Origin of the sequence: Ramlibacter sp. 2FC (assembly GCF_005503345.1) — a bacterium.
Lineage (GTDB): Bacteria > Pseudomonadota > Gammaproteobacteria > Burkholderiales > Burkholderiaceae_C > SCMQ01.
Genome location: NZ_SCMM01000017.1, coordinates 34,392 through 48,362, shown reverse-complemented (window position 1 = coordinate 48,362; position 13,971 = coordinate 34,392). Strand labels below are relative to the sequence as shown.

At 69.1% G+C, this 13,971-nt stretch carries 11 protein-coding genes; 9 read left to right on the top strand and 2 right to left on the bottom strand.

All coding sequences use genetic code 11. The features are described 5' to 3' along the window. Positions 1 to 12: 12 nt before the first annotated feature. The 7 genes from FFS10_RS09580 (at position 13) to FFS10_RS09550 (ending at position 10,022) form a co-directional block, all read left to right on the top strand. Positions 13 to 615 (top strand): isochorismatase family protein, encoded by a 603-nt coding sequence (locus FFS10_RS09580; RefSeq protein WP_137893957.1) that lies wholly within the window; start codon positions 13 to 15, stop codon positions 613 to 615. Positions 616 to 782: 167 nt separating this feature from the next. After that, positions 783 to 2,678, top strand: a complete 1,896-nt coding sequence (locus FFS10_RS09575; RefSeq protein ID WP_137893955.1) for a propionate--CoA ligase — start codon at positions 783 to 785, stop codon at positions 2,676 to 2,678. Positions 2,679 to 2,876: 198 nt separating this feature from the next. Beyond that, complete coding sequence (locus tag FFS10_RS09570; protein ID WP_137893953.1) at positions 2,877 to 5,753, top strand: 2-oxoglutarate dehydrogenase E1 component; 2,877 nt, start codon at positions 2,877 to 2,879, stop codon at positions 5,751 to 5,753. Positions 5,754 to 5,794: 41 nt separating this feature from the next. After that, positions 5,795 to 7,057 carry a 2-oxoglutarate dehydrogenase complex dihydrolipoyllysine-residue succinyltransferase gene (gene odhB, locus FFS10_RS09565; protein ID WP_137893951.1) on the top strand — a complete coding sequence of 421 codons (1,263 nt, stop codon included), beginning with the start codon at positions 5,795 to 5,797 and terminating at the stop codon, positions 7,055 to 7,057. Between the two features lie 10 nt (positions 7,058 to 7,067). Continuing rightward, on the top strand, positions 7,068 to 8,495 hold the full coding sequence (lpdA, locus tag FFS10_RS09560) for a dihydrolipoyl dehydrogenase (RefSeq protein ID WP_137893949.1): 1,428 nt from the start codon (positions 7,068 to 7,070) through the stop codon (positions 8,493 to 8,495). Between the two features lie 76 nt (positions 8,496 to 8,571). Then, positions 8,572 to 9,669, top strand: coding sequence for a cell division protein ZapE (zapE, locus tag FFS10_RS09555; RefSeq protein WP_137894009.1), 1,098 nt, complete (start codon positions 8,572 to 8,574; stop codon positions 9,667 to 9,669). Then, positions 9,666 to 10,022 carry a hypothetical protein gene (locus FFS10_RS09550; RefSeq protein ID WP_137893947.1) on the top strand — a complete coding sequence of 119 codons (357 nt, stop codon included), beginning with the start codon at positions 9,666 to 9,668 and terminating at the stop codon, positions 10,020 to 10,022. The genes zapE and FFS10_RS09550 overlap by 4 nt, the downstream gene beginning before the upstream one ends. 5 nt (positions 10,023 to 10,027) lie before the next feature. Here FFS10_RS09550 and FFS10_RS09545 read toward each other — a convergent pair whose 3' ends face one another. Continuing rightward, positions 10,028 to 10,834, bottom strand: a complete 807-nt coding sequence (locus FFS10_RS09545) for a PP2C family protein-serine/threonine phosphatase (RefSeq protein ID WP_137894007.1) — start codon at positions 10,832 to 10,834, stop codon at positions 10,028 to 10,030. Positions 10,835 to 10,960: 126 nt separating this feature from the next. On the opposite strand from FFS10_RS09545, the gene FFS10_RS09540 reads away from it, so the two are divergent. Continuing rightward, positions 10,961 to 11,164, top strand: a complete 204-nt coding sequence (locus FFS10_RS09540; RefSeq protein ID WP_137893945.1) for an HP1242/YdcH family protein — start codon at positions 10,961 to 10,963, stop codon at positions 11,162 to 11,164. Beyond that, on the top strand, positions 11,164 to 13,191 hold the full coding sequence (yoaA, locus tag FFS10_RS09535) for a DNA repair helicase YoaA (RefSeq protein ID WP_137893943.1): 2,028 nt from the start codon (positions 11,164 to 11,166) through the stop codon (positions 13,189 to 13,191). Before FFS10_RS09540 ends, yoaA begins: the two co-directional genes overlap by 1 nt. Here yoaA and FFS10_RS09530 read toward each other — a convergent pair. Continuing rightward, positions 13,154 to 13,960, bottom strand: coding sequence for an outer membrane protein assembly factor BamD (locus FFS10_RS09530; RefSeq protein ID WP_137893941.1), 807 nt, complete (start codon positions 13,958 to 13,960; stop codon positions 13,154 to 13,156). The genes yoaA and FFS10_RS09530 overlap by 38 nt on opposite strands. Between the last annotated feature and the right edge of the window lie 11 nt (positions 13,961 to 13,971).

Here is a 13,971-nt window from a genome sequence, read left to right as displayed (position 1 = left end):
CACCAGAACACCATGCTGCTCGACGCCTCCGAATCCCAACTGGTCCTGATCGATTACCAGGCCCGCCTGATGCCCGCCATGTTCGAGGGCGAGGCCGTGCTGGCCAATGCCCTGAGGCTGGGCAGGATCGCGCGCCTGATGCGCGTGCCGGCCTGGGGCACCGAGCAGAACCCCTCCCGGCTCGGCGAGAACCCGCCCGAGCTGCGCGGCCTGTGCCACAAGACCCTGGCCAAGCTGCAGTTCAGCGCCGTGGAGGAGGGGCTGGGCGAATGGCTGCGTCCGCCGGCCAAGGCGCAGCAGGGCAATGCGCGCAGCCTGCCCCGGCATCTGCAGAAGAGCGCGCCGTCCGCGCCCGAGCGCAACAGCATCGTGCTGGCCGGCTGCGAGGCCCATGTCTGCCTGCTGCAGACCGCGCTGGACCTGCTGGAGGACGAGTTCGAGGTCTGGGTGGTCACCGATGCTTGCGCCTCGCGCAGCGAGCGCAACCGTGACGCGGCCTTCGACCGCCTGGCCGGTGCCGGGGCCGAGCTCGTCACCACCGAGATGGTGGCTTTCGAATGGCTGCGCACGGCCGAGCATCCCGAGTTCAAGGCCGTCCAGGCCCTGATCAAGTAGGGAGCGGGCGCCGGGTCGGCACTGGCTGTCGGGCAAGCCTGCGCGTCAGGCCTGTCAGTTTGCCGCAAGACCGTCATGAATAATTATGAATTCAGAAGATGGATTGCGGCTGCCGCTCTGGCCGGGCCAGGACATCCATTCGACGGCAGGGCAGCGAGGAGACCTTGATGACGCGCTACGCAGACTTTCACCGACGTTCGATAGCGGACCGGGATGCCTTCTGGGCCGAGCAGGCGCAGCTGGTGGACTGGCGCCAGCCCCCGCAGCAGATCTGCGACTACAGCCAGCCGCCTTTCGCCAAATGGTTCGTGGGCGGCAGCACCAACCTGTGCCACAACGCGGTCGACCGCCACCTGGCGCAGCGCGCCGACCAGGCTGCGCTGATCTGCGTGTCCACCGAGACCCGGCAGGAGAAGGTCTACAACTTCCGCGAACTGCATGCCGAGGTGCAGCGCATGGCGGCCGCGCTGCTGGCGCTGGGCGTGCAAAAGGGCGACCGCGTGCTGATCTACATGCCCATGATCGCCGAGGCTGCCTTTGCCATGCTGGCCTGCGTGCGCATCGGCGCCATCCATTCGGTGGTGTTCGGCGGCTTCGCCTCGGGTTCGCTGGCCTCACGCATCGAGGACGCGCAGCCGCGCGTGGTGGTCAGCGCCGACGCGGGCTCGCGCGGCGGCAAGGTCGTGGCCTACAAGCCCCTGCTCGACGAGGCCATCCGCCTGTCCTCGCACCGGCCCGAGTCGGTGCTGCTGGTGGACCGCGGCCTCGCGCCCCTGGAGCGGGTGGCCGGGCGCGACCATCTGTGGTCCGAGCTGCGCGAGCGGCATCTGCACAGCGCCGTGCCTTGCGAGTGGGTGGACGCCACCCATCCCAGCTACACGCTCTACACCTCGGGCACCACCGGCCGGCCCAAGGGCGTGCAGCGCGACACCGGCGGCTACGCCGTGGCGCTGGCCGCCAGCATGAAGCACATCTATTGCGGCCAAGCCGGCGAGACCTTCTTCTCCACCAGCGACATCGGCTGGGTGGTGGGGCACAGCTACATCATCTACGGCCCGCTGATCGCCGGCATGGCCACCCTGATGTACGAGGGCCTGCCGACCCAGCCCGACGGCGGCATCTGGTGGCGCCTGGTCGAGAAGTACAAGGTCACGGTCATGTTCAGCGCGCCGACGGCAGTGCGCGTGCTGAAAAAACAGGATCCGGCCTTGCTCGCGAAATACGACCTGTCCAGCCTGCGCGCCCTGTTCCTGGCCGGCGAGCCGCTGGACGAGCCGACCGCGCAGTGGATAGCCCAGGGCCTGGGCAAGCCCATCATCGACAACTACTGGCAGACCGAGACCGGCTGGCCGATTCTCACCATCTGCAACGGGGTCGAAGCCGCGGCCGGCAAGCTCGGCTCGCCGGGCAAGGCGGTCTACGGCTACGACGTCAAACTGCTCGACGACCAGACCGGCGAGGAGCTCACCGGCGCGAACCAGAAGGGCGTGCTGGCGATCGAGGGGCCGCTGCCGCCGGGCTGCCTGCAGACCGTGTGGCGCGACGACGAGCGCTTCGTCAAGACCTACTGGTCCAGCGTGCCCGGGCGCATGGTCTACAGCACTTTCGATTGGGGCATGCGCGACGAGGACGGCTACTTCTTCATCCTCGGCCGTACCGACGACGTGATCAACGTGGCTGGCCACCGCCTGGGCACGCGCGAGATCGAGGAGAGCATCGCCGGCCACCCCAACATCGCCGAGGTGGCGGTGGTCGGCGTGGCCGACCCGCTCAAGGGCCAGGTGGCCATGGCGTTCGCGGTCGCGCGGGACGCGAGCGCGCTGGTCGACGAGGCGGCGCGCCTGCGGCTGGAGGGCGAGGTGATGAAGGTGGTGGACCGCTCGCTCGGCGCTGTGGCGCGCCCGGCGCGCGTGCGCTTCGTGACCGTGCTGCCCAAGACCCGCAGCGGCAAGCTGCTGCGCCGCGCCATCCAGGCGGTCTGCGAGGGACGCGACCCGGGCGACCTGACCACCCTGGAGGACCCGGCCGCGCTGCAGCAGATCCGGGACCTGGTGGCCGGCTGAGCCCCCGCCCAGGCGCCCTCGTTCCAGATGATGGAACGAGGGCGAAAAAAACAGGCGGCGGGCGATTCAGTGGCACAATCGACGGTTTACCTAGGCCCTTCCCGAGCCACAGTCGCATCCGCCATCCGGTTCAGCCGTGTCGCGGAAGGTATTTCAACCAGCTAATGTTCCCCTGAGGGGAGCGGAGGTCAGCGAAACATGAGCGAGACCAAGTCCGTCTACGCCGCCTATCAAGGCAATACCTATCTCTTCGGGGGCAACGCGCCCTATGTCGAAGAGCTCTACGAGAATTACCTCGCCAATCCTGGCAGCGTGCCCGACAACTGGCGCGACTACTTCGACGCCCTGCAGAACGTGCCGGCGGTCGACGGTGGCAACGGCAAGGACGTGCCACACCTGCCCGTGATCAACGCCTTCGCCGAGCGCGCCAAGGCCGGCGGCACCAAGGTCGTGCTGGCCAGCACCGACGCCGAGATGGGCCGCAAGCGCACCGCGGTGCAGCAGCTGATCGCCGCCTACCGCAACGTGGGCCAGCGCTGGGCCGACCTCGATCCGCTCAAGCGCGCCGAGCGCCAGGCCATCCCCGAGCTCGAGCCCTCGTTCTACGGCTTCGGCGACGCCGACCAGGAAACGGTGTTCGACACCAGCAACACCTTCTTCGGCAAGGACAGCATGTCGCTGCGCGACCTGCTCAACGCGCTGCGCGAGACCTACTGCGGCACCATAGGTGCCGAGTACATGTACGCCACCGACCAGAACCAGAAGCGCTGGTGGCAGCAGAAGCTCGAGAGCCTGCGCAGCAAGCCCAGCTTCGGTCCCGAGAAGAAGAAGCATATCCTGGACCGCCTCACGGCCGCCGAAGGCCTCGAGCGCTTCCTGCACACCAAGTACGTGGGCCAGAAGCGCTTCTCGCTCGAGGGCGGCGAGAGCTTCATCGCCGCCATGGACGAGCTGATCCAGTCGGCCGGCGCCCAGGGCGTGCAGGAGATCGTGATCGGCATGGCCCACCGCGGCCGCCTCAACGTGCTCGTCAACACTCTGGGCAAGATGCCGGCCGACCTGTTCGCCGAGTTCGAGCACACGGCGCCGGAAGACCTGCCCAGCGGCGACGTCAAGTACCACCAGGGCTTCAGCTCGGACGTGACCACGCCCGGCGGCCCGGTGCACCTGTCCCTGGCCTTCAACCCCTCGCACCTGGAAATCGTCAACCCCGTGGTCGTGGGCTCGGTGCGCGCCCGCATGGACCGCCGTGCCGACCCCGAGGGCAAGCAGGTGCTGCCGGTGCTGGTGCACGGCGACGCGGCCTTCGCCGGCCAGGGCGTGATCATGGAGACCCTGGCGCTGGCCGAGACCCGTGGCTACCACACGGGCGGCACGGTGCACATCGTGATCAACAACCAGATCGGCTTCACCACCTCCGACCCGCGCGACAGCCGCTCCACGCTGTACTGCACCGACGTGGTCAAGATGACCGAGTCGCCCGTGCTGCACGTGAACGGCGACGACCCCGAGGCCGTGGTGCTGGCCACCCAGATCGCCCTGGAGTTCCGTATGGAGTTCCGCAAGGACGTGGTGGTCGACATCATCTGCTTCCGCAAGCTCGGCCACAACGAGCAGGACACGCCGGCCCTGACCCAGCCGCTGATGTACAAGAAGATCGCGCAGCACCCGGGCACGCGCAGGCTCTACGCCGACAAGCTGGCCGCCCAGGGCCTGGGCGCCACGCTGGGCGACGACATGGCCCGGGCCTACCGCGCCGCCATGGACGCGGGCAAGCACACGGTCGACCCGGTGCTGTCCAACTTCAAGAGCAAGTACGCGGTCGACTGGGCGCCCTTCCTCGGCAAGAAGTGGACCGACGCCGGCGACACCGCGATTCCGCTGGCCGAGTGGAAGCGCCTGGCCGAGCGCATCACCACCATCCCCGCGAGCGTGAGCCCGCACCAGCTGGTCAAGAAGGTCTACGACGATCGCGCCGCCATGGGCCGCGGCGACACCCCCGTGGACTGGGGCATGGGCGAGCACATGGCCTTCGCCTCGCTGGTGGCCAGCGGCTACGCGGTGCGCCTGTCGGGCGAGGACTGCGGCCGCGGCACCTTCACGCACCGCCACTCCGTGATCCACGACCAGGCCCGCGAGAAGTGGGACACCGGCACCTACGTGCCGCTGCAGAACGTGGCCGAGAACCAGGCCCCGTTCGTCGTCATCGACTCCATCCTCTCGGAAGAGGCGGTGCTGGGCTTCGAATACGGCTACGCCGGCTCCGAACCCAACACCCTGGTGATCTGGGAGGCCCAGTTCGGTGACTTCGCCAACGGCGCCCAGGTGGTGATCGACCAGTTCATCGCCTCCGGCGAGGTGAAGTGGGGCCGCGCCAACGGCCTGACCCTGATGCTGCCGCACGGCTACGAAGGCCAGGGCCCCGAGCACAGCTCGGCGCGCCTGGAGCGCTTCATGCAGCTGGCCGCCGACACCAACATGCAGATCGTGCAGCCCACCACGGCCAGCCAGATCTTCCATGTGCTGCGCCGCCAGATGGTGCGGGATCTGCGCAAGCCGCTGATCATCTTCACGCCCAAGTCGCTGCTGCGCAACAAGGACGCGACCTCGCCGCTGTCCGAGTTCACCAAGGGCGGTTTCCAAACCGTGATCCCGGAGAACCGCGAAGAGGTGGTCAAGAAGGCCGACAAGGTCAAGCGCCTGCTGATCTGCTCGGGCAAGGTCTACTACGACCTGGTCAAGAAGCGCGCCGAGAAGGGCGCCGACGACGTGGCCATCCTGCGTGTGGAGCAGCTCTACCCGTTCCCGCACAAGGCCTTTGCCGCCGAGCTCAAGAAATACCCGAACGTGACCGATCTGGTGTGGTGCCAGGACGAGCCGCAGAACCAGGGCGCCTGGTTCTTCGTGCAGCACTACATCCACGAGAACATGCACGAAGGGCAGAAGCTCGGCTACGCCGGCCGCGCCGCCTCGGCTTCGCCGGCCGTGGGCTATTCGCACCTGCACCAGGAGCAGCAGAAGGCCCTGGTCGATGCCGCCTTCGCCAAGCTCAAGGGCTTCGTGCTGACCAAGTAAGTCTTCAGAACAACGCGTCAATCGATACGGAAAGAATTGAAATGGCTATCGTAGAAGTCAAAGTTCCGCAGCTGTCCGAGTCCGTGGCCGAAGCCACCATGCTGCAGTGGAAGAAGAAAGCCGGCGAGGCCGTCGCCGCCGACGAGATCCTGATCGAGATCGAGACCGACAAGGTGGTGCTGGAAGTGCCGGCGCCGGCCGCCGGCGTGCTGGCCGAGCTCGTGGTCGGTGATGGCGGCACGGTGGTGGCCGAGCAGCTGATCGCCAAGATCGACACCGAAGGCAAGGCCGGCGCCGCCGTGGCGGCAGCCGCTGCGCCCGCCGCCGCGGCCCCTGCCGCCGCTCCCTTGGCGGCAGCCGCCGCCGTCGGTGGCAGCATGGCCAGCGTGGCCATGCCCGCCGCCGCCAAGCTGATGGCCGACAACCAGCTGGCCGCCGGCGCCGTGCCGGGTACCGGCAAGGACGGCCGCGTGACCAAGGGCGACGTGCTCGAGGTGATCGCCAAGGCCGCCGCCAAGCCCGCCGCTGCCCCGGTGGCCATCCCGACCGGCGTGCCGACCACGGCGCTGCCGCAGGTCGCGGCCCCGGCCGTCAAGCTGGGCGACCGCCCCGAGCAGCGCGTGGCGATGACCCGCCTGCGCGCCCGCGTGGCCGAACGCCTGCTGCAGTCGCAGGCGACCAACGCCATCCTGACCACCTTCAACGAGGTCAACATGGCCCCGGTCATGGAAATGCGCAAGCGCTTCCAGGACAAGTTCGAGAAGGAGCATGGCGTCAAGATCGGCTTCATGAGCTTCTTCGTGAAGGCCGCGGTGCACGCCCTCAAGAAGTACCCGGTGCTCAACGCCTCGGTCGACGGCAACGACATCGTCTACCACGGCTACTTCGACATCGGCATCGCCGTGGGCTCGCCGCGCGGCCTGGTCGTGCCCATCCTGCGCAACGCCGACCAGATGAGCTTCGCCGACATCGAGAAGAAGATCGCCGAGTTCGGCGCCAAGGCGCGCGACGGCAAGCTGAGCATCGAGGAGATGACCGGCGGCACCTTCTCGATCTCCAACGGCGGCGTGTTCGGCTCCATGCTGTCCACCCCCATCATCAACCCGCCGCAGTCGGCCATCCTGGGCGTGCACGCGACCAAGGACCGCGCCGTGGTCGAGAACGGCCAGGTGGTGGTGCGCCCGATCAACTACCTCGCCATGTCCTACGACCACCGCATCATCGACGGCCGCGAGGCCGTGCTGGGCCTGGTCGCGATGAAGGAAGCGCTGGAAGACCCGGCCCGCCTGCTGTTCGACATCTGAGGAGCACCAGATGTCCAAACAGTTTGACGTCATCGTCATCGGCGGCGGCCCCGGCGGCTACATCGCCGCCATCCGCGCGGCCCAGCTGGGCTTCGGCGTGGCCTGCATCGACGAGTGGAAGAACGACAAGGGCGGCCCGGCCCCGGGCGGCACCTGCACCAACGTGGGCTGCATCCCGTCCAAGGCGCTGCTGCAGTCGTCCGAGCATTTCGAGCACGCCAACCACCACTTCGCCGACCACGGCATCAGCGCCCGGGACGTGAAGATGGACGTGGCCAAGATGGTCGGCCGCAAGGACGCCGTCGTGAAGCAGAACAACGACGGCATCCTCTACCTGTTCAAGAAGAACAAGGTCAGCTTCTTCCACGGCCGCGGCTCCTTCGTGAAGGCCGTGGACGGCGGCTACGAGATCAAGGTCTCCGGCGCGGCCGAGGAAATCCTGACGGCCAAGCAGGTCATCGTCGCCACCGGCTCCAACGCGCGGGCCCTGCCGGGCGTGCCGTTCGACGAGGAGAACATCCTGTCCAACGACGGCGCGCTGCGCATCGGCGCCGTGCCCAAGAAACTGGGCCTGATCGGCTCGGGCGTGATCGGCCTGGAAATGGGCTCGGTCTGGCGCCGCCTGGGCGCCGAGGTCACGGTCCTCGAGGGCCTGCCGACCTTCCTCGGCGCGGTCGACGAGCAGATCGCCAAGGAGGCCAAGAAGGCCTTCGACAAGCAGGGCCTGAAGATCGAGCTCGGCGCCAAGGTCGGCGAGATCAAGACCGGCAAGGCCGGCGTGAGCGTCGCCTGGACCAACGCCAAGGGCGAGGCCCAGACGCTGGCAGTCGACAAGCTGATCGTCTCGATCGGCCGAGTGCCCAACACCACCGGCCTGAACGCCGAGGGCGTGGGCCTCAAGCTCGACGAGCGCGGCGCCATCGTGGTCGACGACGAGTGCCGCACCAGCCTGCCCGGCGTCTGGGCCGTGGGCGACGTGGTGCGCGGCCCCATGCTCGCGCACAAGGCCGAGGAGGAGGGCGTGGCCGTGGCCGAGCGCATCGCCGGCCAGCACGGGCATGTGAACTTCAACACCGTCCCCTGGGTGATCTACACCAGCCCCGAGATCGCCTGGGTCGGCCAGACCGAGCAGCAGCTCAAGAGCGCCGGCCGCGCCTACAAGGCGGGGACTTTCCCCTTCCTGGCCAACGGCCGCGCCCGTGCCCTGGGCGACACCACCGGCATGGTCAAGTTCCTGGCCGACGCTGCCACGGACGAGATCCTCGGCGTGCACATCGTCGGCCCCATGGCCAGCGAGCTGATCTCCGAGGCCGTGGTGGCCATGGAGTTCCGTGCCAGCGCGGAAGACATCGCCCGCATCTGCCACGCTCATCCCTCGCTCAGCGAGGCCACCAAGGAAGCGGCGCTCGCGGTCGACAAGCGCACGCTGAACTTCTGACCCGACGCGGTTGTGCCGGCGCCCGCGCCGGCCGCCGCGCATTCCGGCGCGTCTGCGCGCCACGAGCATGTCAGGCATTACCGTACGACAGGCCTACGAGGCCGAACTGAAGGCGCGCGGCTACAGCAGCGACCCTGCGCAGCTGCGCGCGGTCGAGCTGCTCGACCGCTGCGCGCGCGAATGGGCCGAGTTCAAGGCCCGGCGCTCCAATCCGCTCAAGAAGCTGATCAACCGGCCCGAGATCCCGCGCGGGGTCTACATGTACGGCGGGGTGGGGCGCGGCAAGAGCTTCCTGATGGACTGCTTCTTCCAGGCGGTGCCGCTGCGCCGCAAGACGCGCCTGCATTTTCACGAGTTCATGCGCGAGGTGCACCGCGAGCTGGCGGGCCTGCAGGGCACGGTGAACCCGCTCGACGAGCTCGGACGCCGCATCGCGCGGCGCTACCGCCTGATCTGCTTCGACGAGTTCCACGTCGCCGACATCACCGACGCGATGATCCTGCACCGCCTGCTGGTGGCGCTGTTCGAGAACGGCGTGGGCTTCGTGACGACCTCGAATTTCCGGCCCGACCAGCTCTACCCCGACGGCCTGCACCGCGACCGCATCCTGCCGGCCATCGCGCTGCTGAACCAGCGCATGGACGTGGTCAACGTCGACAACGGCACCGACTACCGCGGCCGCACGCTCGAGCAGCTCAGGCTCTATCACCAGCCGCTGGGCGAGCAGGCCGAGGCCGAGATGGCCCAGGCCTTCGAGCGTCTGGCCGCCAGCCACGACGAGGAGCCGGTGCTGCACATCGAGGCACGCGAGATCCGCGCGCGGCGCCGCGCCGGCGGCGTGGTCTGGTTCGACTTCAAGACCCTGTGCGGCGGGCCGCGCTCGCAGAACGACTACCTGGAGATCGCCTCGCAGTTCCACACGGTGCTGCTGAGCAACGTGCCCCACATGCCGGTGCGCATGGCGTCCGAGGCGCGGCGCTTCACCTGGCTGATTGACGTACTCTACGACCGTCGTGTCAAATTGATCATGTCGGCCGAGGTCCCGCCCGAGGCGCTCTATACCGAGGGGCCGCTGGCGCACGAATTCCCGCGCACGGTCTCGCGCCTCACCGAGATGCAGTCGGCCGAGTTCCTGGCGCTGGAACACCGAACCGTGGACACCCATCTGACATGAGACAAGCCTTCGTTTGCCTGCTGCTGCTCGGCGCCACCTGCCTGGCGCAGGCCCAGACCGAACCGCGCGGGGCCGAGGCCGTGCGCCAGACGCGCGAGCGCATCGCCGCCGATCGCACCCGCATTGCCGAAGTTTTGGCCGAGCAGGAGCGTGGCTGCTACCAGCGCTTCGCGGTCAACGACTGCCTGCGCGAGGCGCGCCGCCAGCAGCGCGATGCGCTGGCGGTGTTGCGACGCGAGGAAATCGCCCTCAACGCCGAGGAGCGCAGGCGCAGGGAGGCCGAGCGCGTCAAGCGCCTGCAGGCGCGCCAGGCCGAGGCGGCCGCCGCCCCGGCTTCGGCAGCCAAGCCCTGAACCGGCTAGCGCCGGCTCAGCCGGGCGCGCGCGGAGGTGGGCAGCAAACCCTCGGGCTCCAGGGCCTCGATCTTGACGATCGCCAGTGACAGGTTGTCGCCGCCGCCGCGGGCGCGCGTGCGGGCCTTGTCGATCAGGAACTCGCAGGCCTCGCGCGGCGACAGCGAGTCCAGCACCGAACCCAGCTCGTCGGGCGAGAAGTAATGCCACACGCCGTCGCTGCAGGCCAGCACGCAGTCGCCGGGCTGCAGCTCGGCGATCTGGTGGGTCGCGAACTCGGGCTCCTCCTCGGTGCCCAGACAGGCGGTCAGCACGTTGGACTCCGGGTGGTCGTGCGCCTCATCCTCGCTGATCTCTCCTTCGTCGACCAGGGACTGCACGTAGGAATGATCCAGCGTGCGCTTGACCAGGCGGTTGCCGCTGAAATGGTAGATGCGCGAGTCGCCGCAGTGCAGCCAGTGGCAGTCGCCCGTGGGGTTGACCAGGAACATCGCAATGGTGCTGTGCGGCTCCTGCTCGGCCGACACCGCGGTCAGCTTGATCACGAAATGCGCTTCCTCGGCGATCTGGCGCAGCAGCGCGGCCGCATCGTCGGTCTCCGGCGCGTAGCGCTCGAACAGCTGGCGGGCCGTGAGCATGACCTGGTCCGAGGCCTTGCGGCCGCCGCTGCGCCCGCCCATGCCGTCGGCCACGACGCCCAGCACGCAACCGTTGGCCCGGGGGTGGCTGAACAGGCCGACCTGGTCCTGCTGGTATTCGCGGTCGCCCTTGTGGAGGCCGGTCGATGCGATGAGTCGGAAGGCTGTGACCATGTTGCTGGGATCGATGCCGGAGACGGTCATCGAGGAATTGTGTGCCAGCGCGTATTATTGAACGAAGCCGCAAGGCGACAAGCCGGTGGCCCGCCACCGACCCTTTGCCCTCACCTGAGCTCCGTGTTGGACGCCAATCTCCACTCTCCCGGACGACAGTTGATCGAGTTGCGCATGGCGCATGCCGAGCTCGACGCCGCGATCGACCGGCTGGCCGATACCTCGCCCGTCGACGAGCTCATGCTGCGGCGGCTCAAGAAACGCCGTCTGGTCCTGCGCGACCAGGTGGCGCGCCTGGAACTGGCGCTCGATCCCAAAGAGCCCGCCTGATGGGGCTGGAGCAGGCGGTTCGCGACGCGTTCGCCGAGCAGGGCCTGCTCGCGCGGGCTGTCCAGCAGTTTCGCCCCCGGGCCGGCCAGACCGAGATGGCCCTGGCCGTAGGGCGCGTGGTCGAGCAGGGCGGCACGCTGGTCGTGGAGGCCGGCACCGGGGTCGGCAAGACTTTTGCCTACCTGGTGCCGGCGCTGCTGAGCGGCGAGCGCGTGCTGCTGTCGACCGCCACCAAGACGCTGCAGGACCAGCTCTACGGGCGCGACCTGCCGCGCCTGGCTCAGGCCCTGGGCCTGCCGGTGCGCACGGCCTTGCTCAAGGGCCGCGCCAGCTACCTGTGCCTGCACCGCCTCGAGCAGGCGCAGCAGGACGCCAGCCAGGGCCAGCGCGGCCTGCTGCGCGAGCTGGCACTGGTGGCGTCCTGGGCGCAGCACACGCGCAGCGGCGACCTGGCCGAGCTGGCCCATCTGGACGAACGCTCGCCGGTGATCCCGCTCGTGACCTCGACCCGCGACAACTGCCTGGGCGCCCAATGCCCCAGATTCCGCGCCTGCCACGTGAATCTGGCGCGGCGCGAGGCGCTGGCCACCGATGTGGTGGTGGTCAACCACCATCTGTTCTTTGCCGATCTCGCGGTGCGCGAGTCGGGCATGGCCGAGCTGCTGCCCACGGTGCGCGTCGCGATCTTCGACGAAGCCCACCAGCTCAACGAGACCGGGGTGCAGTTCCTCGGCCAGCAGCTGGGCACCGCGCAATTGCTCGATCTGGCGCGCGACCTGCTCGCGGCCGGCCTGCAACTCGCGCGCGGCCTGGCGGACTGGCAGGCGCTGGCCGAGGCGCTAGAGCAGGCGGCGCGCGAGCTGCGCCTGTGCGTGGGCCGGCAGGCGCCGGGCGCCAGGCTGCGCTGGCTGGAAGAGGCGCCCGAGGGCGTGCCCGGGCCCGGCTGGCAGCAGGCCCTGCTGGCCGTGGAGCTGGCCTGCGCCCGGGCCATGGCGGCCCTGGAGATGGTCAGCGAGATGGCACCCGACTTCGTGCGCCTGCACGAGCGCGCCAGCCGCCTGGCCGAGCGCTGCGCGAGCTTTGCCCGGCCCTGCGCGGAAGGCGCGGTGCGCTGGCTGGAGGCCGGCGGCCAGCTGCGCCTGGTGGAGTCGCCGCTGGACATCGCCGAGACGGTGCGAACTCGGCTGCTGCAGGCCGACGAAGGCGCGGGGGAGGACGAGGGCGGGCGAGGGCGCGCCTGGGTGTTCACCTCGGCCACGCTGGGCGACGACGAGGGCCTGCGCTGGTTCACCGAGCCCTGCGGCCTGCTGCAGGCACAGCGCCTGAGGGTGGACAGTCCGTTCGACTACGCCCGGCAGTCGGCGCTCTACGTGCCGCGCCTGGTCGCGCCGGCCGACCCCGCGCACAGCGCCCAGGTCGCGGCGCTGGCGGCCCGGGCCGCGGCCCGGCTGGGCGGACGCACCCTGGTGCTGACGACCACGCTGCGTGCGCTGCGTGCGATCGGTGAAGCGCTGGCCGCGCATTTCGCCCACTCGCAGGCGGTCGCCGTGTTGGTGCAGGGCCAGGCCCCGAAGCGTCAGCTGATGGAGCGCTTCCGCGAGGGCGGGGAAGGCACACAGGGCGTGGGCTGCATCCTGGTGGCCTCGGCCTCGTTCTGGGAGGGACTGGACGTGCCCGGCGATGCGTTGCAGCTGGTGGTCATCGACAAGCTGCCGTTTCCGCCGCCGGGCGATCCGCTGGTGCAGGCGCGGGCGCGGCAACTGGCGCTGGCCGGGCGCAGTGCCTTCGCCGACCATGCCTTGCCCGAGGCGGCGGTGGCGCTCAAGCAGGGGGCCGGTCGGCTGATCCGCAGCGAGTCCGACCGCGGCATCCTGGTGGTCTGCGACACGCGCCTGGCCACCATGGGCTACGGCCGGCGCCTGCTGGCGGCGCTGCCGCCCATGCGGAGGCTCGCCAGCGACGAAGAGTTTCAGGCGGCGCTGGAGGCGCTCACCACAGCTTCCACCACGGGCTTGAATCCGGCTTGAAGCCGCGCGTGAGGTATTCGCTGTTCGGGTAGTTCTTTTCCAGCACGCGACGCGTGTCGTCGCGCAGCTGTTCCAGGCCCAGGGCGTCGTAGCTGCGCACCATGATGAACAAGGCTTCCTCGAGGGCTGGCACGTTACGGTAGTCGGCCACCGCCATCTGCGCGCGGTTCACGGCCGCGACGTAGGCGCCGCGGTGGTAGTAGTAGCGCGCCACGTGGACTTCGTACTCGGCCAGCGCGTTCACGATGTAGGTCATGCGCTGGCGCGCGTCGGGCGCGTACTTGGACTCCGGGAAGCGCGCGACCAGATCGCGGAAGGCCTCGAACGACTCCTTGGCGGCCTTCTGGTCGCGCTCGGACAGGTCCTGGCGGGTCAGGAAGCCGAACATGCCAAGGTTGTCGTTGAAGTTGACGATGCCCTTGAGGTAGAGCGCGTAGTCCACCGCCGGGCTGGACGGGTGCACCTTGACGAAGCGGTCCAGCGTCGCGATGGCCTGGGCCTTCTCGCCGAGCTTGTAATGGGCGTAGGCCTTCTCCAACTGGGCCTGCTGCGCCAGCGGGGTGCCGGCGGCGCGGCCTTCGAGCTTCTCGAACAGGGGCACGGCCTTGTCGTAGGCGCCCGCCGCCGCTTCGTCGCGCGCCTCGGTGTAGAGACGATTCGGGCTCCAGCCGGCCGTGGGGTCTACCGGGGTCGAGGAGCAGGCTGCCAGCAGCCCCGCCGCGCAGAGCAGGACCCAGCGCGGGACCACCGATAATTTGGCACGAAACATCACTGGCAACC

Bases quoted from the DNA above. Each gene is read 5' to 3' on its own strand.
- odhB (WP_137893951.1), top strand. From the start codon at position 5,795: ATGGCTATCGTAGAAGTCAAAGTTCCGCAGCTGTCCGAGTCCGTGGCC.
- FFS10_RS09580 (WP_137893957.1), top strand. From the start codon at position 13: ATGCTGCTCGACGCCTCCGAATCCCAACTGGTCCTGATCGATTACCAG.
- lpdA (WP_137893949.1), top strand. From the start codon at position 7,068: ATGTCCAAACAGTTTGACGTCATCGTCATCGGCGGCGGCCCCGGCGGC.
- FFS10_RS09570 (WP_137893953.1), top strand. From the start codon at position 2,877: ATGAGCGAGACCAAGTCCGTCTACGCCGCCTATCAAGGCAATACCTAT.
- FFS10_RS09550 (WP_137893947.1), top strand. From the start codon at position 9,666: ATGAGACAAGCCTTCGTTTGCCTGCTGCTGCTCGGCGCCACCTGCCTG.
- FFS10_RS09545 (WP_137894007.1), bottom strand. From the start codon at position 10,834: ATGGTCACAGCCTTCCGACTCATCGCATCGACCGGCCTCCACAAGGGC.
- yoaA (WP_137893943.1), top strand. From the start codon at position 11,164: ATGGGGCTGGAGCAGGCGGTTCGCGACGCGTTCGCCGAGCAGGGCCTG.
- FFS10_RS09575 (WP_137893955.1), top strand. From the start codon at position 783: ATGACGCGCTACGCAGACTTTCACCGACGTTCGATAGCGGACCGGGAT.
- FFS10_RS09530 (WP_137893941.1), bottom strand. From the start codon at position 13,960: ATGTTTCGTGCCAAATTATCGGTGGTCCCGCGCTGGGTCCTGCTCTGC.